Source organism: Malonomonas rubra, from assembly GCF_003247215.1.
Classification (GTDB): domain Bacteria; phylum Desulfobacterota; class Desulfuromonadia; order Desulfuromonadales; family Geopsychrobacteraceae; genus Malonomonas; species Malonomonas rubra_A.
Window position 1 is genome coordinate 26,875 of record NZ_QKAP01000092.1, and the last position, 20,610, is coordinate 47,484.

Here is a 20,610-nt window from a genome sequence, read left to right on the forward strand (position 1 = left end):
CGGATTTCCGACGGCCTTTTTTTTCATAATGCAAAGCCGTGGTCTTACTTCTTTTTACCGGCAGCGGCCCGCTTGGCAGCTTTAAGCGGGTTGATACGAACATCATCAATCTTGATATCGATCTTCTTGTGGGTTGCAAAGTTACACAGCCCGGATGCCCACTTGACGGACGGACTCGGATAAGAGCTGCAGACATCGCCGATCGAGCCTTTGACGATACGCTCACAACCCTGACATTCTTCAACAACAACCTGGCAGCTACCGCCTTCGGCAGAGCAGCCGGCTTTTTTCCAGAAAGTACATTCGGTACCTACGAGAACAGTTTGGCACAGCATGTTTCTATTCCTCCTAGCTTTATGCTTTGGTTCAGCGTTTAGAACGCTTACTAATAGCGAATTTCATTTCCTGAGTCAACGCTTTTTCTTTGTTTTTCGTGGTAGCAATCCATTGACGGGAGTTGCCGATTCTGGGTAGTCTGTGTTCATGACCAAGATAAAGAAAGATCTCATGCCGGGTAGCGCAGAGTGGGAAGAGGTTTGCAAGCGTTGCGGTTGTTGCTGTTATGAAAAACTTGATTATCAGGGGCGTATCTATTACACGGATGTTCCCTGCCCACATCTGGATGTCGAACTTAACCAGTGCCGAATATATGAACAGCGCTCGGAACTGCATCCTGAATGCGCCCAATTGACACCTGAATTGGTTGCTGCCGGTATTCTTCCCGCAGATTGCCCCTATGTTGCAGGGATAGAAGACTATCCGGCCCCGGAAATCGATGCTGGTTGAGTTTTCGTAATAATTCCTGAACATTTCAGTTTGTGCTGTAGCCCCGCAGGATCATTTTCCTATGGTATATTTTACTTTTCAGTTTCTTATTTCCAACAAAACCAGCAAGGAGGGTTTTCAATGTCTCAGATTAAGTTCGGGACTTCCGGATGGCGTGGGATTTTTTGCGAAGATTTTACCCTGAGCAATGTTCGCGTTGTGACTCAGGCAATTGCCGACCATCTGCACGCGGAAGGTTTGGCCGGCAGTGGTTTGATCATCGGTTACGATGCACGTTTCATGGGGGGGGACTTCGCGAGGGAAGCTGCTCGTGTCCTGGCTGGTGCTGGTATCAAAAGTTATTTCTGCAAGCGGGACACACCGACTCCGGTCATTTCTCACGAATTACTCCGTCGCAAGTTGTCAGGTGCGATTAATTTCACTGCCAGCCACAATCCCTATAATTATAATGGGATAAAATTCTCTCCTGCCTGGGGAGGTCCAGCCCTGCCCGAAACCACCGGGGATATTGAAAAACGCGCCAACGAAATGATCGGCGAAATCGTTTTTAAGGATGTGAACGTGCACCGGGCTATCGAATTAGGCCTATTTGAAGAGATCGATCCGCGTGACGAGTATTTTAAGACCTTACACACATTGATCGATTTTGAGGCGATTGCCGCTTCGGGGATGAAGATCGCGATTAATCCCCTCTTCGGTTCCGGACGTGGTTATCTAGACGATATTCTTGAACAAGCTGGTGTTGAGATTGTAAAGATCAATAATCACCTGGATCCCTATTTTGGCGGGGAACCGCCGGAGCCGGCTGAAGCCCATATCCCAGACTTTATTGAGTTGATCAAGTCTGACCCCGCGATCGGTCTTGGCCTAGCCACAGACGGCGATGCGGACCGTTTTGGCATCGTTGATGCCGACAGCAGCTACATCGAACCGAATTACATTCTGGCACTGTTGTTCGATTATATGATCCGTCGCAAGGGGATGAAAGGAAACGCAGCGCGCAGCGTGGCGACGTCGCACCTGATTGACGCAGTTGCTAAATATCACGGTGTCGAAGTTCTGGAAACACCCGTTGGTTTCAAGTACATAGGCGAGTACATCAGTGATGACAAGATTCTGATCGGTGGAGAAGAGAGTGCCGGACTGAGTATCTGTGGGCATGTTCCGGAAAAAGACGGCATCCTAGCCTGCCTGCTGGTGGCAGAGATGGTGGCTGTGGAAAAACGCACCCTTTTAGAGTTGCTTGATGACCTGTATTCCCGTGTCGGTGAAATTTACACTAAGCGGATCAATATCCGACTTTCTCCAGAGTTGGAAGCGGCATTGTCGGAGAAACTACAGAATCCGCCACAGCAGTTCGGTGGTCATCAGGTTAGTGAAGTAATTAAAATTGATGGAAATAAATTTATCTTTGCCGATGGCAGCTGGATGTTGTTTCGGAAGTCAGGGACTGAACCGGTTGTTCGTCTCTATGGAGAAGCTGTGACCGCCGAACGGTTAGACGAGTTGCTGAAACAGGCGGAACAATTCATCCTCAATTAGGCCTTGCTTTAAAGATGCTAAAAAGAGGGAGATGCGGATGCTTCTCCCTCTTTTGCTTGAGAGTTGAATTTATGAAATTATTATTAAAATATTTGACTAAAGTGTGTTCCTGTCTGTCATATATGGAAATGTGAATGTTGATTGTAAATGTATATACCATATCGATAACAGCAAAACTGGGAATCTCTCGATATCTATTGCCGCGAGTTCATAACTCTGAATAATCTGATAACCGGGGCGTCGAAGAGTGAAATAATGCAGGACAAAGGATGGGTCTTAGCGTCTTTTTTATATAGGAACAGACGCTTTTCAGTGTAAATGGGCTGATTTTATGATTGATCCAAAACTTAGCAATTTAATAAAAAATGAGGTGAAGTTTCCAACCTTGCCGGCAATTGCGTCTGAAATTTTACAGGCGGTGAGCAAAGATGATGCGGCACTGATTGAGTTGAGCAGTATTATTTCTCTCGCCCCTGCGTTATCGGTCAAGATATTGCGAGTTGCTAATTCCAGCCTGTTCGGATGCAACCAGGAAGTTACAGATATCAAACGTGCGGTTTCTATTTTGGGGACCAACACGGCCAAAAGTATTGCCTTGTCTTTTGTCATTACCGCGAATCTGAGCAAGCAACAGGATGTAGCATACAGTCTCGACCAATTCTGGCGTCATTCGGTGACTGCTGCCGTCGCTGCGGAGTTACTGTCGCAAAAATTGCAACGGGACATTCCTGACATTTTTCTTGTCGCCCTGTTGCAAGATTTAGGGGCACTGATGATTTTGTTAACGAAGGGAAGAGAATACAAAGAGGTACTCGATGAGCTTTCCGATAACCCAACCGATTTGTGTCATCAGGAACATGAGCAATACGGTTTCGATCATCAGCAGGTCGCCTCATTGCTATTTTACCATTGGAACTTTCCCGAAAACCTTTTTACGCCAGTTCTTTATCATCATCATCCGGATCATGCCCCGGAAGAATTCAAGGGGAAAGTTGAAGTTCTATTTTGGGCAGATCAACTTGCAGAAATTTATACCGGAAAGAAGGTTGCGGAAAAGGCTCGTCAAGTGCAGTCAGCTTTAATGGCCGCCTACGGAATGAATGAGGCCGAATCTCTTGAGCTTTTGGATGAAGTGGCCGAAAAAAGCCGAGAAATAATCACCTTGTTCGATATCGATCCACTCGACATGCAGCCGTTTTCGCAGGTATTGCAGCAAGCTAATCAGGACTTAGGTAGGTTGAATTTGAGCAAAGCTCAACTGTTTCTGGAACTGCATGAAGCCAAGGAACAGAACCAGCGCCTAATCCAAAAATTGCAGGATGCAAAAAATCGGTTAACTGAGATGGTTTCTCACGACAGCCTGACCAGTGTTTATAACCATCGTTATTTTCAGGAAGCGCTTGAGGCAGAGTTGGCCCGTGCGATCCGCTATCGTTCCTCTGTTTCGTTGGTACTTTTCGATATCGATTATTTCAAGCTGGTGAACGATAATTATGGTTATCTGGTCGGCGATATGGTGCTGATGAATATTGCCAAGGCGATTATTTCCACCGTACGAACCAACGATGTTGTTGCGCGTTTCGGCGGGGATGAGTTTGCAATTATTCTACCCTCGACGAATCGTGAGGGAGCCAGAACTTTCGCAGAGCACCTGCGTTCGTGTGTTGAGGGGATTGCGACCTCGGTCGAAGGAAAATGGGTTACCGCTACCATCAGTATCGGAACTGCGACCGCCGTTCCCTCTGAACAACAGATACAAAAGGATCAACTGATCGGGGCTGCCGACCGTGCTCTTTATCAAGCCAAAAACGCGGGGCGGAACCAGGTTGTCCTGGCCGAAGGATAATGATCTGCCCACCTTCCGCTAGCAGTTCCTGATAAAGGGCAGGTTGATCCGTTGTTGCACAGCAAACAAATCACCCAGCTGTTATCTGGTTGGGCTGATTTTTCGAGATCGATTCTGTTAAGGTTTCACTGTTGTGTCGTCAGCATCGAGGCTATTTCCTGACTCAATTCTGCAAGCGTACTGTTAAGTCCATCAACTAGCCCTCGGTGATTTTCATCGATCGGTAACTGTGCCCGGAAATGCCGACGGGCTATTTCTGTATTAGTTTTATAGTTAACGAGTGTCCAGCGGATGTCGACGGCGGTCTGTTGCCCAAGCACACCGTCAAAACGGTTCACTGTAAGCTGAAGCAGGTACACTGGCGCAGAGGACTGGTTCCAGGGGGCTGAACTGATCCGTACATTCGGCAGCTGGTTGCGCAGGTTTTCCTGTAAAGTTCTGGTCAGATTTTCCGATAGCGGTTCAGCCCACCGATCATATTCGGCGATCTGAATGCTGTTGTTGATGTTGTGAGTGACGATCTGCGGCCGATCGAGGTAGCTTGGGAAGATAATGGGGCTTAGCTCAAGCTGCAACGGTTGGTCATTGGCAGCCGAGCGGACATCGGCTACCGGTTCAAGAAGATAGTAACGTGTCGGGTGCGGTTCGTTGCCCAGTTGGATACAGGCGCTGCAGAGCAACAGGGTAAACAGGCATAAATATCTCATCATTGCTCACCTCCAGACATACGCCCGCGCAACAGAATCTGTGGGTCTCGTTCCAGTTCTGAAGAAAGATAGCGGATTGAGCGGGCCGCGCGATTCAGTTCATGCAGTGTGAGGCTCAGCTGCTGCTGTAAACGGGAATCGTTGGCGGTCATCTGTTGTACACTCTGCATCACAAGTTCGGTCTTTTCCGAGGCAGAAGAAAATGCTTGCATGGCGGTAGTAAATTCTGAACTGAGTGGATCTATTCTGGTGTCGATATGCTTAAGGGTATCCTGAGTTGTGCTCAAGGTCTGTTGCGTGGTTTGCAGGGTTGACTGCATGTCGCCCGATAAAGTAGTCAGTTTCTGATTCAAACCAGCTAAAAGGGCATTCAGCTGCGTCGTGGTTTCATCGAATTTTGCCAGACCGTTGTGCAAGCTGGGCGAAGTAACCAGCCGCTCGAATCCGTCTGCCGAGCTGATCAATTTGGCGGACAGTTCGCGTAGCGGCAAATCTTCGAAGGTTTTCGCCAATTCACTCATGCTTGAGCTGATCGTCGGTAGCGAAGGGTATTTGGATGGATAATCGACCTGATAGATCGGTTCATCCGGGTGCATGTCGAAGTTGACGTAAAGACGTCCTGTCACCAGACTGTCCATCTGCAATTGCGCCCGCAAGCCCTTTTCGACCAAGCGGGTCAGTGGATGTTCTCCCTTGACAGTACTTTTCAGGGTATCGAAGAGGCCTAGGTTGGTGCCGTCAGCTTCAATTCTGGATGGCTCAATTTCGATAATGACTGGGATATGAAATTCAAAATCGCTGGGCCTAACCCGTACGTTGATGTCTTTGACTTGGCCAATTTTGACTCCGCGAAAACGCACCGGGGAGCCGACCGTAAGTCCTTTTACCGAGCTGTCAAAATGGAGCACGTAGAGTACGGTTTCCGAAATCAGCCCGCCGGGCCCGAAAAAAATTAGCCCGGCGACACTGAGGAGGATCGCTCCGACAACAAAACTACCTATAACTCGTGGGTCTACACGTTTTCGCCGCTGCATAACTGTCTCATTTAAGGTTGCAGGTTAACTTTCACGGGTCAAAAATTTTCGCACCCGCGCATCTTGACAATTTTTCAATAATTCAATTGGAGCGCCTCTGGCGATGATCGTTTTGCTCTCCGTATCGAGGAAAATCGAATTGTCGCCAACGGCAAAAATGCTGGCTAGTTCATGTGTGACGATCACCACTGTTGAGCCGAGGCTGTCACGCAGTTGCATGATCAGGTCGTCCAGTAAGCGCGAACTGATCGGGTCAAGTCCGGCGGAAGGTTCGTCGAAGAATAGAATGTCTGGATCGAGCGCCATGGCCCGCGCCAGCCCAGCTCTTTTTTGCATGCCGCCGCTGATTTCAGAGGGGTAGTAGTCCTCGAAACCGGCCAACCCAACCAGTGAGAGCTTGTAGGAGATGACCTCACTAATCTGCTTCGCATTCAGATTGGTGTATTCCTTGAGAGGAACCTCTATATTCTCAGCCAGGGTCATAGAACTCCAGAGGGCTCCTCCTTGGTAGAGAACGCCGCAGCGACTGATTAGCTGGTTGCGTTCGTCCTGAGACGATTCCCAAAGATCCACTCCACCGATCAGAATCTTCCCTTTGTAGGGTTGCATCAGGCCGATCAAATGACGCAACAGAGTGCTTTTACCGCAGCCGCTGCCGCCCATAATGATAAAAATCTCGCCGTGTGCAACTCTAAAATCAAGGTTTTCCTGAATAATATTGTCGCCGTAGGCCATGGTCAGATTCTGAATGTCGAGATGGTTTTTAGTAGACATGTCAGTACCCCAATATCTGGCAGATAATGGTCACCAAGGCATCGGCGACAACAATCAACACGATCGAGGTGACAACTGCATTCGTCGCGGCAAAGCCTACTTCCGAGGCGCTACGGCCACATTGCATCCCTCGAAAACAGCCGGAGGTGGCTACTATGAGGCCGAATATGGTCGCCTTGATGACGCCTATCAGGAAGTGCTTCAGCGCTACTGCCGATTGTAATTGCTGATAGTACTCGAAAAAAGAAATGTCGAGCATCAAAGCACTGACCACCGCTCCGCCGAGGATTCCCATGAAGTCTGCATATACGCAGAGTAGCGGCATCATCAGGAAAAGGGCTAGCAGGCGTGGCAAAACAAGAAATTCGATCGGCGAGATACCCATCGTTTTCAGCGCGTCGATCTCCTCGTTGACCTGCATGGTGCCGATCTGCGCCGCATATGCAGCTCCGGTGCGGCCAGCCATGATGATAGCAGTCATCATGGCGCCCATCTCCCTGGCTATGCCGAGGCCAACTAGGTTGGCGATAAAGATCTGTGCACCGAACATTCTCAACTGGACCGCGCCGACAAAAGCCAGAATCATCCCGACCAAGGTGCTGATCAGGGTAATGATCGCCAGCGCCATCGGGCCGGCTCCTTCGATCTGATACATCAGGTCGGAAGAGCGGAAACGAGCGCGGCCGCGCAGTAGGTTGAGAACGGCATAAAAGGTTTCGCCGAGAAATGCCAGCAGGTCTCCCCAGTTGCGGTGCATTTCGACAGTGACATTGCCGATGCGGGCCAGGACAGGTTGCCCGAGTACTGGGCGTCGGGTGCCCTCGCGTTCCGGGACGCTAGTAGCAAGTTTCAATAGTTGTTGAATTCCCTCTGGCAACCCTTTTGGATCGACAGTAATGTTTTGCTCACTGCAATTTGCTAACAGGCCGATTAAAAAAGTCATTAGGCCCGAGTCCCAGTCTCCAAGCTTTTCAAAGTTAAAGGTAAGATCTCGACAGCCGGTAACTGTTGCCAACTGTGCGGCAAGTGGCTCGAGTTGAGGGATGCCGGTGGAAAAGTTCCAGTCTCCGTAAATGTGCAAGGTGGCACAGGAGTCGGAAACTTCAAGCTGGTATTTGTCTAGATTGATTGTGGACATAATTCCGTGCCGGGCAAATAGGTAAAATCGTTGAAATAAAAATATCATGCCGATAGAAGAGTATCCAGCTTTTGCTGTAACAATTCTGCAGCTGTCGGATCTTTCGGGAAAGCTGGTAAACTGATATCTATCTCACTTGGAGTTGTTTATGAATAAATCCGAAAAAATTCTACGATACTGGTTCGGTTCTAGTGAGGATGATTTGCAGGTGATGGAGCAGAAGGTCAAACTTTGGTTTGGGAAAGATGAACAGGTTGATCGTGAAATCGGAACAATCTTCGGATCTTGGATCGCAACCGCAGCCGCAGAAGGGGTGTTGCCGGGAGATGAGCAGGTTGGCCAGCGGTATCTGGCCACAATCATTTTGCTCGACCAGTTTACCCGCAATATTTACCGGGGGGATGCTCGTGCCTTTACCAGTGACTCAATTGCATTGCGATTGGCGATGGACTCTTTGCAAAATAACTACGACAGTGGACTAAGGCCGATCGAGAGGGTTTTTATCTACCTACCGCTGGAACACGCTGAGGAAATGGAGATGCAGAATCGCTCCGTTGCCTTGTTTGAAGAGTTGACTAGGAATGTTCCCAAGCGGATGCGGTCGGCCTTTGAAGGTTTTCTCGATTACGCTGTACGGCATCGAGAAATCATTACCAGATTTGGCCGTTTTCCGCATCGTAACCTGATACTTGGAAGGGAGTCGACTGCCGAGGAGATTGAATTTCTCAAACAACCGAACTCATCGTTTTGAGGATTGTTGATCTTCGGCTAAGAATCAGCCGCCGCAACGTTTTTTCAATTCATTCTGAATCAGATGCTTCTGGCTTGCATTGAACCGTTGCCTGGAAAACATCTGTTTGATTATCGGTAGCGATAAATTCGGTAGCCAGAGGGTGAACCAGACGTCAGGGGTTTTTTGATTGCGTAAAATTGCTTGGCGTAAATTTGTCCGGTGTTGCCAGCGTTGGTGGCGGGCGATCATCGATATGGTTTCTGCTGTAGCTTTGGGGCCTGTCAAGAACTGATAAATGGACGCTTCTTTGAGCCGTGGGCTGCTCAAGCAAATTTCTGTCAGCGTGGGATGTCCTTCTTTGAGCAACTCGCCTACAATGTTCGCTGTCGCCCTGCGTGCCAAGGTGAGCTTGTTACCTAACGGGGTGGTCGGTAGCCGCTGCAGGATATTGCGTTCCGCGGCCAGACGCTTGTCTGCCCCTGCGCCGGGCAGAAAACAGACATCGACCAGTTCGAACAGCCTCAGATGCGGCATCAGGGAACGGGCTAGGAAATCAGACGTTGCCGGATTTTTGATCAGAGCTAAAATCAATCGGTGGCTGAGGGTCTTGCTGCAGCGCTGATGTATCCTGTCCAACAGATCTGTAGATAAATCCCGTCTTTTCAGCAGCGCCAGCAGATGCTCTTCGCTTAAATGAGGATTTTTCAGGGTATTGAAAAGGACCTCTTCATTTGCATTAAGAACTAGCTGAAACAAGGCATCGCTGCTAGCTGTCAACGCTTGGACAAGTTTTTTGGCAACATCAGGATTCGGCTTGTTTCTTTCTCTGCTGCTCATGTCAAATCGAAAGAATCTTGTTTTTGAGAATCAACAAGGTAAAGGCCATCTGGGCTTTTTGAGCCATTTTCTGGACCTCGAAAAAGTTCTTTTCCAAAATCTCTAATCGATCCTGCAGGTATAAAATACTTACGAGCCGATCTTTTACCAGCAACGGAACAATCAGTGCTGTTTGCGGTGGCTGGGTGTCAAAGAACTTCAGTAAGAGGCTGTTTTGAGGTGTGTCGCTGACAGACCCGAGAAAATATGATTTGTTTTCGACAAGCTGATTAAAAATGGATTGCTTCTGTAGATTAATCTGCAACCGATCAAAGCCGGTAGGCTCGATATTGCCGTACTTAACCAACCAGCCGTGGACAATGTCCGCCCGAACCATGAAGAGTGCACTGACAGAAAATTCTTGGGCTAGGTAATTGATTAGCGAACGGGCAATGTCGTTTCGATCCGTTGCGGATACCAACTGTTGTGCGAGACTGGTTTGCGACATTTCTTTGGGCGAGGTGCCGAAATCGAAATATACAGAGTCTTCAACTATAGCTTCTTGATCGTTTCCCTCCCCGAGTAGTGGCCAGGAATCGCTTTGTTCTGAGGAGTGTTCTTTTTCTAAGTTTATTACTCTTTTGATCGAAATTTTTGATGGAATTTTATTATTGGGATTGCCATTAGTTTTTGAACTGGTTTCAGGAGCCTTTGGGAGGGGAGAATCAGGATGATCGATTTTCGCTTCGATACTTTCAAAGCGTGGAGACAGCTCTAAACCGTAGTGCTTTTTCAACGCCAGCATCAGTCTAACTTCTGGAACTGCCAGTGGGATGATGATGTGATTAAGCTGAAAAGATAATTCATCGATCACTGCTAAATTCGATGAATCTTTCATAGCAAGAAAAATTTTCTCTTTTTCCTTATGATAAGGGACTACTTGATGTTTCAACGCAAGGTTTTGTGGTACCAGATCGAGGATTTTTTCCGGAACGTTCATCAGTAATTTCGGTTTGATGTAGTGTAAATTCAGTTGCTGACTCAATATCTTGGCAAGATGTTCTTCTTCGATCAGCCCCAGCTCAATCAGGTTGGTTCCGAGTTTGCCCCCAAAGATGCATTGAGATTCAATCGCTTCATCAAGTAGTTCAGGAGTGATAATCCCTGCACTGATCAGGTAATCACCAAGACGGCGTTTAAGAGTGTTGGTTTTCAATTGGTATTCTGGCAGATCCATGGTTTACCTCATTTTAATTTTTATAATAGAGCATTCTAACAAAAAATGTGCAGATAAGTAGTGATAATCGTCTTTAAGTTAAAAGGAGTTGCAGGTTCACCAGTGGACAGCTCTCATCAATATGCGTAAAGTGATATTTATTTTCAGCAACATAAATGGAGGAGATTTCGAGAAGATATGGCATTACGAGGACTCGTCGGCATTCTGTTTCTATTGCTTTTAAGCTGGCTCTGCAGTGAAAGACGGCGTGACGTCAACTGGCGATTAGTTATCGTCGGAGTCGGTTTGCAATTTTTTCTGGCACTGTTGCTGCTAAAACTGCCAGCGTTTAAAGATGTCTTCCTGATGCTGAATCGGTTGACACTTGCGTTGGAGGAGGCTACCGCTGCAGGAACCTCGGTCGTCTTCGGATTTCTCGGCGGTGCCGATCTGCCTTATGTAGAGCATCTGGCGGGTGGTTCCTTTATTCTCGCCTTCCGGGCTCTGCCGATTGTTCTGGTGATCAGCGCACTTTCCGCTCTACTGTTCTACTGGCGGTTCTTGCCGCTACTGGTCAAAAGTTGTTCGGTTCTGCTGGAGAAAAGTTTGCAGATCGGTGGCGCAGTTGGCATTGCCGCAGCCGCCAACGTTTTTGTCGGTATGGTGGAGGCACCGCTATTGGTCAAACCGTACCTGAGCAAGATGTCGCGCGGCGAGCTCTTTATCCTGATGGTCTGCGGGATGAGTACCATCGCCGGGACTGTTCTGGTTTTATACGCCAGTATCCTGCGCGAAACTTTACCTGGTGCACTGGGACATATTCTCACAGCGTCAATCATCAGCGCACCTGCAGCCATAGTCGTCGCGGCGTTGATGGTTCCTCATCAGGGTGAGATTACGGTCGGTCGAGAAATTGTCAAAAGCGAGGCTCGTGGGGCGATGGATGCGATCACTACCGGTACCATCGATGGAATCAAACTGCTGTTAAATATTGTTGGTATGCTGATCGTATTGATCGCGTTGGTTTCTTTCTGCAATCAGCTGCTTGGACTGTTGCCTGAATTTTCCGGTGCGCCGCTGACTTTGCAACGGTTGTTGGGAATGGTGACCGCTCCAGTCGTATGGCTGCTGGGGGTCCCGTGGGATGAAGCTTTTGTCGCCGGTGGGCTGCTCGGCACCAAGACGATTATCAACGAATTTGTTGCCTATCTGCAGCTGGCGGCTATTCCGATGGAGCAGCTTGGCGAGCGCAGCCGGCTGATCATGGTCTATGCCATGTGCGGGTTCGCTAACTTTGGTAGCCTCGGGATCATGATCGGTGGACTTGGGGCAATGGCTCCTGAGCGGCGCGATGAAATAGTTTCACTTGGAATGAAATCGATTCTGGCGGGAGTTATCGCCACCTGCATGACTGGAGCTGTGGTTGGCTTAATTTATTGAATTAATATGAGCTAGATAGCGAACAAAGGTTGATAGATGACATTAAGGGATAATGAACTGTTGATTTTCGATGGAGCCTGCGGCACCAACCTGCAGCAGATGGAAATTCCGAGGTCTGCCTGGGATGACTGTGAGGGCTGTAACGAAATTCTCAACCTGACAGCCCCCGAGGTTATTGTTGCCCTGCATAAGAGCATGTACGAGGCCGGGGCGATGGTGGTCGAAACCGACACCTTCGGAGCCAGCAGGATCGTGTTGGGAGAATATGCCTTGCAGGACAAAGTCAAAGAGATCAACCGGCGGGCAGTGGAAAATGCTCACGCTGCAGCAAATGGAAAGTCTGGTCGATATGTGGCCGGCTCGATTGGTCCCGGCACCAAGCTGCCGTCACTAGGGCACATCGAGGTTGCTGAACTGGCGGCTGCGACTCGTGAACAGGCCGAAGCATTGTTGGAAGCTGGAATCGATTGTCTGATCATTGAGACCTGTCAGGACTTGTTGCAGACCAAAACAGCGCTGGTCAGTCTGTTTGAGGTGTTGGATACGGCTAAACTCGAACTGCCGGTACTGGTTTCTGTGACCATTGAGCAGCAGGGAACCATGCTGGTTGGCTCCGATATTGGTGCAGTGCTGGCCACACTGGAGCCGTACCCGATTTTTTCCCTTGGCCTTAACTGCGCAACCGGGCCGCAGGACATGCGCTCACATATCCGCTATTTGAGTCAACACTGGTCGCAGCGGATCTCCTGTATCCCGAATCAGGGGCTTCCCGAGGTGATTGATGGGCAGACGGTTTACCCGTTGACTCCGCATGAATTCGCCGAACAGATGTATCAGTTTGTCACCGAACAGGGGGTCAGTATCGTCGGCGGATGCTGCGGCACCAACCCGGCGCATATCAAGGCACTGGCCGATAAGTTGAACTGTGTCAAACCTCTGCCGAGGGAGGTGAGCCGATGAAAACGTCCGTTGCTAGCCTCTACCAAGCAGTTGAGCTGAATCAGGAAATTCCGCCATTGTTGATAGGCGAGCGTTGCAACCCGAACGGCTCCAAAGCCTTCCGCGAAGCTCTGCTGGCCGAAGATTGGGAAAAATGTCTGAAGGTGGGGCTCGATCAGGAAGCGCGTGGGGCGCAAGTGCTTGACCTCTGCGTCGCTTATGCCGGTCGTGATGAACTGGAAGACATGATCCGACTGGTCAAATTATTTGCCGGCTCCTGCAAGTCGCCGTTGATGCTCGATTCAACCAATCCTGAGACCCTGGCAGCGGTGCTGCCGCTCTACCCGGGGCGGGCGATCATCAACTCCATTAATCTGGAAGACGGCGGCGCTATTCTCGATAAAATTTGTATGCTGGCAAAAAAATACGGCGCAGCCGTGGTTGCCCTGACTATCACCGAGGAAGGGATGGCGCTGAGCTGTGAAAAGAAGGTCGCCACCGCCAAGCAGATTTACCGACTGGCAGTCGATAAACATGGCCTGCGGCCACAGGATATTCTCTTTGACCTGCTCACTTTCACCGTTGGTTCAGGCGATGAAAAAATGCGTAACGCGGCGATTGAGACGCTGAATGCCATCAAGCAGGTCAGAAAGGAACTGCCGGAGGTTAATTTTACCCTCGGGATCAGTAACATCAGTTTCGGCTTGCGCCCAGCAGCCCGTAAGGTGCTCAATTCGGTGTTTTTGCACGAAGCGGTCACTGCCGGTCTAAACACAGCTATTGTGGATGCCGCCAAGGTATTGCCATATGCCGCGATCAGTGATGAGGAGCGTAGCTACTGCCTCGACTTGCTTTACGACCGCTCTGATGATGCGCTGATGAAATTTATCGAGCATTTCGAACAAGCTGTGGAGGAGAACGACGAGGGCGAGGACGAATCCCTGCTTGAAGAGCAGATAAGACACAAGCTCCTCAAAGGGGATAAGGATGGGTTGGAGGATTTGTTGAGTGAGCTTCGCGGCCGCTGGCAACCGCTTGACATCATCAATGGATTGTTGGTACCGGCGATGCGTGAGGTCGGTGAACTGTTCGGGCGCGGCGAGTTATTACTGCCATTCGTGTTGCAATCGGCTGAGGTGATGAAGCACTCAGTGACGTTGCTGGAACCATATATGGAAAAGCTTGCCGATGAAGGGCGCACCAGCATCCTGCTGGCGACGGTTGCTGGGGATGTTCACGATATCGGCAAGAACTTGGTTGACATCATCCTCTCCAACAATGGTTATAAGGTGTACAATATCGGCATCAAGGTGCCTGCTGAAGAAATTATTGCCAAGGCGAAGGAGTTGCAGGTTGATGTCATCGGTCTCTCCGGTCTGCTGGTAAAGTCGGCGCTATTGATGAAAGAGAATATGGTTCAGTTCCAAGCAGCGGGTCTGACCCAACCGGTGCTGCTTGGTGGTGCAGCGCTGACGCCGAAGTTTGTCGCTGAGGATTGTGTGCCGAGTTATGAGAAACCGGTGGTCTATTGTGCCGATGCCTTCGCCGGCTTGAAGGCAATTCGCGATTTCGAGGCGGGCAAGTTACTGGCGACTCGCTGGGATTCCGCCGTTTTCCCAAGTAATCGGCCTAGCCCACAAGTGGAAGTGCTGGATCGCTCACAGGAACCGCCTAAGGTACCTTTTCTTGGCGAACAGTTCGTTACTGATCTGCCAGCAGAGCCGCTTTTTGCCTATCTGAACCAGGCGGCACTGTTTCGTGGACGTTGGGGGTATCGGCGCGGCAAGATGTCGAAGGAGGAGTATGCCGAGCTGACCGAGGGGACGGTATTGCCTCTTTATGCTCGTTTGAAAGAGCAGGTATTGAGCGGAGGCTGGCTGCAACCGAAGGTGGCTTACGGCTACTTCGATTGCTGCAGTGAAGGAAACAGTCTGCTGGTGCAAAGCGCAGCCGGAGAAAAGCAGTTTAACTTTCCGCGGCAGTCCGCAGCACCGCATCTCTGTATCGCTGATTATTTTCGCACGCCAGAGGAGGGAGGCGACAGGGTCGGTTTCTTCATCGTCACCATTGGTGAAATGCTTGCGGAGCGAACCCACGAACTCTTTGCTGTGGATAGTTATCATGACTACCTGATGTTACATGGCCTCGGGGTCGAGCTGACAGACGCGCTGGCCGAATATTGGCACGAACAGATGCGTATTGAAGTGGGGATTCAACAGCAGCGCGATGCCGATATCGCTGCCTATGTCGCGCAGAGCTATCAAGGGTCACGGTACGGTTTCGGGTATCCGGCCTGTCCTGATCTGTCAGCGCACCTGCCACTGTTTGAACTCCTACAGGCGGAGCGGATCGGAATAAAACTGACAGAATCTTTCGAGATGGTCCCCGAAATGAGCACTTCGGCGATCGTCGTTTATCATCCACAAGCCAAGTATTTTGCTGTCTGAGCGAGGTGTATTCGATGCGATATATCTGTACCTGTTGTGGTTATACCTACGATCCGACAAACGGGGACGGTATGAATGGGGTGATGCCGGGTGTCGCTTTCGAGGATCTACCTGAAGGATGGGTTTGTCCGCTCTGCTATGCTTCCAAAGATCAGTTTGATCCACTCGATTAGTTCACCTAGATCAAGAACGGTAAATAAACGTTCTACTACGTTGGATAAAAATTAATCCTTTTTTCGAACAGAGGTGTCGTGCGCGCAAATTGATTCTCCTTCGCATCTTGATCACTGGCATGTTGATCAACAGTGCCTTCGCTGAAGAATTGGCTATTAATTGCCACTGCTTTACCGATCGCAGATACGATCAAAAAAATCCTGAAGAGGTCGTTCCTTACCTGCAGGCAACGAATCAGAACTCGTTTTTTGCAGTTTTTTAATGCCCAGAAATTCAAGCTGGTGAAGGCCCTGATGAACTGAGTGGACGGCCAAGCTTAATGGAATAGGGAGATCCAGTTAGATCGCCACAATCCGTTAAGCGATAAGAGCTTTTAGAGAATCCCATCCAGGTAGGCGGCGATATCGGTACGAATCGGCATGAAGTAGATGTTGTCGTTATGTTCTTTGGCAAACTGGAGTGCTTTTTGTGCAAACGCTCGGTTCCACTCCAAGGTCGGCTCAAAATCGGGTGGGAAGACGGCGTTGTTCTTGTTTTCCCAATAATTCTGGCTGTTCTCGGTCAATACCGGAGATATCCCCCAAAAGACAGTACAGTCCCGCATGAAGCCCTGATAGATCTCCATCAGCCGCAGGTCAAAGAAGGGTTGGGTGAAAAACGCCTCTGCTCCGGCATCCTGCTTGGCTTTCAGATAGTCGATTTCCTCTTTGATCCCGTTCCGATAGGGGTCCATCCCGGCATAAACTTTGAGTTGTGGTAACTCTCTTTTCAGACGGCGGATCATCTCTAGGCAGCTAGTCCTATAGCATTTGTGGGCCATGTCCTGAGGTAGGTCGCCGGTGATGACCAGTACCGCTTCCACTTCTTGACGGCACAGTTCATCGACAATCTGAATCGGCTTGTTAGGATCGAAATCGATCGCCCGCAAGTGCGGGATGGTCTTCGGAAAAACATCACCGGCGATCATGCATCCCTGCCAGCTGCGCATGTCGAAGCGGAGAATGTCCGGAATATTGATGCGGTCGACGGATGGGAAATGGTTACGGATCAGTTCCAGCTCTTTTTTTAGGGAACCTTCACTACGGGGAACAAGTTCGATCGATATTTCAGTCATGCTCTTCTTAATTCTGTTCTTTTATAATTTGGGCACTGAAGATATAGATGTCAGCGTCTGTTTCTTGCCAGGCGTCCGGCATAAGACCCGCTTTCTGACAGGTTTGTTGCAAGAAGGTAACGCGGTCCCAGCCGTATTGGGCCGCTACTTGGGGCAATAAGACGCCCCGGCTGAAGTTTTTTTCCAGGTAAATGCCATGGGTGCCAACTTCTATCTGTTCGACATCGTCAATCTTTTCCAGCGGCGACAAGATCGAAAGCTCCAAACTGAAATTGTCGAGTTCAGCTTTTTCCATTGGCGGGAAACGGGGATCCTTGGTTGCTGATGCGACAGCCATTTCGGCAACTTCCATATAGAGAGGACGTTCGCTCTGAAAGTTGCCTATACATCCACGCAGTTTGTCATTCTGCTTGAGGGTGACAAAGCAGCCGGAACGCTCGTTCAGGGCTTTTTCCTCTCTCGGGAGTGGAAGGTGATCCCGCTTTTCAACAATGCTGATGATAGCATCTCTGGCTATGGCCAGAAGGGTTGATGCGTCCTTTTCTGATAGCATCTAATGTCTCCCAATTTGATAGCAAAAGTTGTCACTTCATAGAGTGTTCATTTATAGTGTCTGAGATGGATGTACGCAACATTTTTATCGAAATGTAGTATACGTCATTGCGTTGAGTTTTTTCTGTGGTTTGTTTTTGGAGAGTGCAAATGAGAACTGTTACCCGTTTTTTCTGGTTGTTGGTACTTTTGGGAGCGCTTGTCGGCTGCGCCGTTAACCCGGTGACTGGCAGGAAAGAGTTGGCTTTGATGCAGGTTTCCCCAGAGGAGGAAATTCTGTTGGGAAAGAAATCCTTCGGTCAGGCCATGCAGACCATGGGGGGGATTTATCCGGATGATTCGGTCAACGATTATGTCGATCGAGTTGGGCAGCGGGTCGCTAAGCGCAGCCACCGGCCGGAATTGAATTATTCATTTAAGGTCGTCAACGATTCTTCACCCAACGCATTTGCGTTGCCCGGAGGATTCATCGGGGTGTCCCGCGGGCTTCTGATTAATCTGGAAGATGAAGCACAGCTTGCGGCGGTATTGGGGCATGAGATAGGTCATGTGACAGCCCGACATAGTGTTCAGGGTATGCAGCGCTCGACTTTTTTGGATACGGTAGTCGGACTGGCGGGAATTGCAGCGGGAGAACAATATGGGGATTTGGCGTCGCAGATCGGGGGAGTCACAGCAAACCTAATTGATAAGCGTTACAGCCGTGACCAGGAAAGCGAGTCGGATTGGCTCGGGATCGATTATATGGTTCTTGCCGGATATGACCCGCAGGGGGCGATTGAATTGCAGGAAATTTTTTACCGTAAGATTGAAAATGGACAGAATACTGACTGGTTGAGCGGTCTGTTCCGCAGCCACCCCTTTTCTAAGGAACGCCTCGATGCTAACCGGACTTATGTCGCCGGGAAGTATTTGGACCGTTCCGGTTATGGTCTCGATCGGAACAGCTATCAGCAGTCAATAGAAGCAGTGCTGAAAACACAGGAAGCCTATGAATTATATGATCAGGCGTTGAAATTGGAAAGCCAAGGCCAACTTGAAGCGGCGATCGAGACCTATCATCAAGCGATGCAAAATGCTCCGACCCACGGGTTGCTGCTGAATGCTCTGGGAATGGCCTATCTACGCAAGGAGGACCTGATTCCGGCCAAACGTTATCTATTGAAGGCAATCAATACAGACCCCGACTATTATCAGTCCCGCATGGGACTCGGTTATCTTTACCTGAAAGACAGGAAATTTGCTGACGCATCTTCTCAATTGAAGAAATCGCTCGAGTTGATGCCGACTGTACAAGCGGCCTACCTGCTCGGTGAAGCCGAAGAAGCACAAGGGAATCTTGCGCAGGCGCGCGAACTCTATCAAGCAGTTAGTCAGGCTGATGCCAATGGCAAGTTGGGACAAGCAGCAGCGGCTAAACTGAAAGGGCTTTCTGAATGAACGGACTCGACTGGCAGTGGCCGTTATCAGCTGGTGAAACGCTTCGCTGGCAAGGCCGCCCGGCGCCGCGCTGCTTTGTCTGGCGCAACTGGAAACAGGCCGCCGTTGGTACCATGCTTTTTCTAGCGAGCAGCTTCTGGCTGATGCTTGCCTATGAACTGTTCAAGAAGGATGGCTCCCCTTGGTGGTTGCTGCTGATCCCGGTTCCGCTGGTGCTGCTTTCGCTCTGGTTTGGACCGGTAAACTTACTCCTGACTCGAATTCGTTGGGAGAAGGTTTTTTATGCTGTAACCGAGCAAAGACTGTTGGTTCGCGATGGCCAGTTTAAGGCTCGTTTCGCTAGTTTCCCGCTTGACGAGATCGAGGGTTGGCAACAAAAGAAGTATGGTGCTCAGCTGATCGGCCTGCGGCTGCAACTTCGGAATCGCCCTCCGGTTATCCTGCATTGCATTGAACAGCCACAGAACTTGGTCGAATGTCTGCAGTGTGAACTTACACCGAGCACAACCAAGGAATCTGTTTGACTTGCCGGAAAATCAGCCGTTATGATGCGCGGAATTTTGCATAGCGGATAGTTAGGAATTATGGGAAAAGCTTTTTATTTAGAAACGTTCGGATGTCAAATGAATGTCGTCGATTCGGAGAGGATCGTCGATTTGTTGGAAGGGATTGGTTATGCACAGGTCGATGCAGCAGAAAAAGCTGACTTGGTTCTGTTGAACACCTGCTCGGTGCGCGACAAAGCCGAGCGCAAGGTCTACGGCCATCTTGGTCGTTTCAAGCCGATCAAGGACCGTCGCCCTGAATTGATCATCGGCGTCGGTGGTTGTGTCGCCCAGCAGGAAGGGGAAAAGATGCTCGAAACCGTCCCTTACCTAGACTTGGTGTTCGGTACCCACAATATACATCGATTGCCGGAGTTGGTTCTGCAGGCAGAAGAAAAACGCCGCGGCAGTGTCACCGATTTTCTTGACCGAGAAACTCGGCTCAACCTGTTTCCACATCGGAGTGTGCGCGACAATGTGACCCGGTTTGTAACGGTCATGCAGGGCTGCGATAATTTTTGCTCATACTGCATCGTGCCCTATGTCCGTGGCCGTGAAGTAAGTCGCCCAAGTGGTGAGATCAAAGCTGAAATCGAAGGCTTGGTCGCGCAAGGGGTTCGCGAAGTGACCCTGTTGGGGCAGAACGTAAACTCCTATGGTTTAAAGGAAGATGGGGAACTCTCTTTCGCCGAGTTGCTGAACGAGGTCAATCAGGTAGCTGGTCTGGAGCGGCTTCGTTTTGCGACCTCGCATCCGAAGGATATGACCGATGAGCTGATCAATTGTTTTGGTCGGCTCGACAAATTGTGCAAGCATATTCACCTGCCGGTGCAAAGTGGTTCCGATCGAATTCTCGAGTTGATGAATCGTGGTTACACGGCAGCCGATTACCTGCGCAAGGTGGAGGGCTTGAAATCGGTCTGCCCTGAAATCCGTTTGACTACCGATATCATTGTCGGCTTTCCTGGTGAAACTGAGGATGATTTTCTTGCCACCCTCGAAATGGTTGAGATGGTGCGCTATGCTGATGCCTTCACCTTCCTCTATTCGCCTCGTTCCGGAACCAAGGCGGCGGAATTGCAGGATGACCAATCGAGCGTGCTGAAGCAGGAACGTTTCGAGAGGCTTTGCGCCCTGCAGAACCGGATTGGTGAGGAGATTTGGCAGCAGGATCTAGACAAAGTCTTGCCGGTGCTGGTCGAAGGGGAAAGCAAGCAGGGGGACGGCCAACTGTTCGGTCGAACTACCTGGAACCGGATTGTCAACTTCGTAGGGGAAAAGGAACTGATTGGTATGACTGTGCCAGTCAAGATTGTTAAAGTTTTCCGTAACTCGAACCTGGGTGAGTTGATATAAACCCTTAATTC

Annotated in this window: 20 protein-coding genes; 11 read left to right on the forward strand and 9 right to left on the reverse strand. The window is 49.8% G+C overall.

Annotated features, from left to right (window positions below; genetic code table 11):
• Positions 1-44 precede the first annotated feature (44 nt).
• The gene (locus Q7J88_RS09630) at positions 45-335 is read right to left on the reverse strand and encodes a PxxKW family cysteine-rich protein (protein WP_303721965.1); all 291 of its coding nucleotides are present in this window, start codon (positions 333-335) and stop codon (positions 45-47) included.
• 148 nt (positions 336-483) lie between these two features.
• On the opposite strand from Q7J88_RS09630, the gene Q7J88_RS09635 reads away from it, so the two are divergent.
• From Q7J88_RS09635 to Q7J88_RS09645, 3 genes are all read left to right on the forward strand, one after another.
• Entirely contained in the window at positions 484-786 is a 303-nt protein-coding gene (locus Q7J88_RS09635; protein ID WP_303721966.1) for a hypothetical protein, read from the forward strand.
• A gap of 120 nt (positions 787-906) precedes the next feature.
• Positions 907-2,328, forward strand: coding sequence for a phosphoglucomutase/phosphomannomutase family protein (locus Q7J88_RS09640; protein WP_303721967.1), 1,422 nt, complete (start codon positions 907-909; stop codon positions 2,326-2,328).
• A 385-nt stretch (positions 2,329-2,713) separates the two neighbouring features.
• Complete coding sequence (locus Q7J88_RS09645; RefSeq protein WP_303721968.1) at positions 2,714-4,174, forward strand: GGDEF domain-containing protein; 1,461 nt, start codon at positions 2,714-2,716, stop codon at positions 4,172-4,174.
• Positions 4,175-4,299: 125 nt separating this feature from the next.
• Here Q7J88_RS09645 and Q7J88_RS09650 read toward each other — a convergent pair whose 3' ends face one another.
• Genes Q7J88_RS09650 through Q7J88_RS09665 form a run of 4 tightly spaced genes read right to left on the reverse strand, consistent with a single transcriptional unit; the run spans position 4,300 to position 7,827 of the window.
• Complete coding sequence (locus Q7J88_RS09650; protein ID WP_303721969.1) at positions 4,300-4,884, reverse strand: membrane integrity-associated transporter subunit PqiC; 585 nt, start codon at positions 4,882-4,884, stop codon at positions 4,300-4,302.
• Entirely contained in the window at positions 4,881-5,915 is a 1,035-nt protein-coding gene (locus Q7J88_RS09655) for an MlaD family protein (RefSeq protein ID WP_303721970.1), read from the reverse strand. The genes Q7J88_RS09650 and Q7J88_RS09655 overlap by 4 nt, the downstream gene beginning before the upstream one ends.
• A 24-nt stretch (positions 5,916-5,939) precedes the next feature.
• Positions 5,940-6,689, reverse strand: coding sequence for an ABC transporter ATP-binding protein (locus Q7J88_RS09660; protein WP_303721971.1), 750 nt, complete (start codon positions 6,687-6,689; stop codon positions 5,940-5,942).
• Between the two features lies 1 nt (position 6,690).
• A complete protein-coding gene (locus tag Q7J88_RS09665; protein ID WP_303721972.1) occupies positions 6,691-7,827 on the reverse strand; it encodes an MlaE family lipid ABC transporter permease subunit in 1,137 nt (378 codons plus the stop codon).
• Between the two features lie 148 nt (positions 7,828-7,975).
• Between Q7J88_RS09665 and Q7J88_RS09670 the strand changes: the two genes are divergently transcribed.
• Positions 7,976-8,578 (forward strand): DUF924 family protein, encoded by a 603-nt coding sequence (locus Q7J88_RS09670; protein ID WP_303721973.1) that lies wholly within the window; start codon positions 7,976-7,978, stop codon positions 8,576-8,578.
• A gap of 24 nt (positions 8,579-8,602) precedes the next feature.
• On the opposite strand, the gene Q7J88_RS09675 is transcribed toward Q7J88_RS09670, so the two are convergent.
• Both Q7J88_RS09675 and Q7J88_RS09680 read right to left on the reverse strand, forming a co-directional pair.
• On the reverse strand, positions 8,603-9,397 hold the full coding sequence (locus Q7J88_RS09675; protein WP_303721974.1) for a hypothetical protein: 795 nt from the start codon (positions 9,395-9,397) through the stop codon (positions 8,603-8,605).
• Between the two features lies 1 nt (position 9,398).
• The gene (locus tag Q7J88_RS09680; protein ID WP_303721975.1) at positions 9,399-10,613 is read right to left on the reverse strand and encodes a hypothetical protein; all 1,215 of its coding nucleotides are present in this window, start codon (positions 10,611-10,613) and stop codon (positions 9,399-9,401) included.
• Between the two features lie 177 nt (positions 10,614-10,790).
• Here Q7J88_RS09680 and Q7J88_RS09685 point away from each other — a divergent pair, with 177 nt between their 5' ends.
• Genes Q7J88_RS09685 through Q7J88_RS09700 form a run of 4 tightly spaced genes read left to right on the forward strand, consistent with a single transcriptional unit; the run spans position 10,791 to position 15,591 of the window.
• Positions 10,791-12,032 (forward strand): NupC/NupG family nucleoside CNT transporter, encoded by a 1,242-nt coding sequence (locus tag Q7J88_RS09685; RefSeq protein ID WP_303721976.1) that lies wholly within the window; start codon positions 10,791-10,793, stop codon positions 12,030-12,032.
• Between the two features lie 36 nt (positions 12,033-12,068).
• Positions 12,069-12,992, forward strand: coding sequence for a homocysteine S-methyltransferase family protein (locus Q7J88_RS09690; RefSeq protein ID WP_303721977.1), 924 nt, complete (start codon positions 12,069-12,071; stop codon positions 12,990-12,992).
• Complete coding sequence (locus Q7J88_RS09695; protein ID WP_303721978.1) at positions 12,989-15,418, forward strand: vitamin B12 dependent-methionine synthase activation domain-containing protein; 2,430 nt, start codon at positions 12,989-12,991, stop codon at positions 15,416-15,418. The genes Q7J88_RS09690 and Q7J88_RS09695 overlap by 4 nt, the downstream gene beginning before the upstream one ends.
• A gap of 14 nt (positions 15,419-15,432) precedes the next feature.
• A complete protein-coding gene (locus tag Q7J88_RS09700; protein WP_303721979.1) occupies positions 15,433-15,591 on the forward strand; it encodes a rubredoxin in 159 nt (52 codons plus the stop codon).
• Positions 15,592-15,965: 374 nt separating this feature from the next.
• Here Q7J88_RS09700 and Q7J88_RS09705 read toward each other — a convergent pair whose 3' ends face one another.
• Entirely contained in the window at positions 15,966-16,706 is a 741-nt protein-coding gene (locus Q7J88_RS09705) for a methylenetetrahydrofolate reductase (protein ID WP_303721980.1), read from the reverse strand.
• A 7-nt stretch (positions 16,707-16,713) separates the two neighbouring features.
• Positions 16,714-17,259: an AmmeMemoRadiSam system protein A gene (gene amrA, locus Q7J88_RS09710; protein ID WP_303721981.1), complete on the reverse strand. Its 546-nt coding sequence runs from the start codon at positions 17,257-17,259 to the stop codon at positions 16,714-16,716.
• Between the two features lie 149 nt (positions 17,260-17,408).
• Here amrA and Q7J88_RS09715 point away from each other — a divergent pair, with 149 nt between their 5' ends.
• The 3 genes from Q7J88_RS09715 to miaB are packed head-to-tail and all read left to right on the forward strand — an operon-like array spanning position 17,409 to position 20,599.
• Complete coding sequence (locus Q7J88_RS09715) at positions 17,409-18,698, forward strand: M48 family metalloprotease (RefSeq protein ID WP_303721982.1); 1,290 nt, start codon at positions 17,409-17,411, stop codon at positions 18,696-18,698.
• On the forward strand, positions 18,695-19,222 hold the full coding sequence (locus Q7J88_RS09720; protein WP_303721983.1) for a hypothetical protein: 528 nt from the start codon (positions 18,695-18,697) through the stop codon (positions 19,220-19,222). The genes Q7J88_RS09715 and Q7J88_RS09720 overlap by 4 nt, the downstream gene beginning before the upstream one ends.
• Positions 19,223-19,282: 60 nt before the next feature.
• A complete protein-coding gene (miaB, locus tag Q7J88_RS09725) occupies positions 19,283-20,599 on the forward strand; it encodes a tRNA (N6-isopentenyl adenosine(37)-C2)-methylthiotransferase MiaB (RefSeq protein WP_303721984.1) in 1,317 nt (438 codons plus the stop codon).
• Positions 20,600-20,610 lie beyond the last annotated feature (11 nt).

What these genes read in the sequence shown, in the direction of transcription:
- Q7J88_RS09630 (WP_303721965.1), bottom strand. Translation starts at nt 335, where the DNA reads ATGCTGTGCCAAACTGTTCTCGTAGGTACCGAATGTACTTTCTGGAAA.
- Q7J88_RS09635 (WP_303721966.1), top strand. Translation starts at nt 484, where the DNA reads ATGACCAAGATAAAGAAAGATCTCATGCCGGGTAGCGCAGAGTGGGAA.
- Q7J88_RS09640 (WP_303721967.1), top strand. Translation starts at nt 907, where the DNA reads ATGTCTCAGATTAAGTTCGGGACTTCCGGATGGCGTGGGATTTTTTGC.
- Q7J88_RS09650 (WP_303721969.1), bottom strand. Translation starts at nt 4,884, where the DNA reads ATGATGAGATATTTATGCCTGTTTACCCTGTTGCTCTGCAGCGCCTGT.
- Q7J88_RS09655 (WP_303721970.1), bottom strand. Translation starts at nt 5,915, where the DNA reads ATGCAGCGGCGAAAACGTGTAGACCCACGAGTTATAGGTAGTTTTGTT.
- Q7J88_RS09660 (WP_303721971.1), bottom strand. Translation starts at nt 6,689, where the DNA reads ATGTCTACTAAAAACCATCTCGACATTCAGAATCTGACCATGGCCTAC.
- Q7J88_RS09665 (WP_303721972.1), bottom strand. Translation starts at nt 7,827, where the DNA reads ATGTCCACAATCAATCTAGACAAATACCAGCTTGAAGTTTCCGACTCC.
- Q7J88_RS09670 (WP_303721973.1), top strand. Translation starts at nt 7,976, where the DNA reads ATGAATAAATCCGAAAAAATTCTACGATACTGGTTCGGTTCTAGTGAG.
- Q7J88_RS09675 (WP_303721974.1), bottom strand. Translation starts at nt 9,397, where the DNA reads ATGAGCAGCAGAGAAAGAAACAAGCCGAATCCTGATGTTGCCAAAAAA.
- Q7J88_RS09680 (WP_303721975.1), bottom strand. Translation starts at nt 10,613, where the DNA reads ATGGATCTGCCAGAATACCAATTGAAAACCAACACTCTTAAACGCCGT.
- Q7J88_RS09685 (WP_303721976.1), top strand. Translation starts at nt 10,791, where the DNA reads ATGGCATTACGAGGACTCGTCGGCATTCTGTTTCTATTGCTTTTAAGC.
- Q7J88_RS09690 (WP_303721977.1), top strand. Translation starts at nt 12,069, where the DNA reads ATGACATTAAGGGATAATGAACTGTTGATTTTCGATGGAGCCTGCGGC.
- Q7J88_RS09695 (WP_303721978.1), top strand. Translation starts at nt 12,989, where the DNA reads ATGAAAACGTCCGTTGCTAGCCTCTACCAAGCAGTTGAGCTGAATCAG.
- Q7J88_RS09700 (WP_303721979.1), top strand. Translation starts at nt 15,433, where the DNA reads ATGCGATATATCTGTACCTGTTGTGGTTATACCTACGATCCGACAAAC.
- Q7J88_RS09705 (WP_303721980.1), bottom strand. Translation starts at nt 16,706, where the DNA reads ATGACTGAAATATCGATCGAACTTGTTCCCCGTAGTGAAGGTTCCCTA.
- amrA (WP_303721981.1), bottom strand. Translation starts at nt 17,259, where the DNA reads ATGCTATCAGAAAAGGACGCATCAACCCTTCTGGCCATAGCCAGAGAT.
- Q7J88_RS09715 (WP_303721982.1), top strand. Translation starts at nt 17,409, where the DNA reads ATGAGAACTGTTACCCGTTTTTTCTGGTTGTTGGTACTTTTGGGAGCG.
- Q7J88_RS09720 (WP_303721983.1), top strand. Translation starts at nt 18,695, where the DNA reads ATGAACGGACTCGACTGGCAGTGGCCGTTATCAGCTGGTGAAACGCTT.
- miaB (WP_303721984.1), top strand. Translation starts at nt 19,283, where the DNA reads ATGGGAAAAGCTTTTTATTTAGAAACGTTCGGATGTCAAATGAATGTC.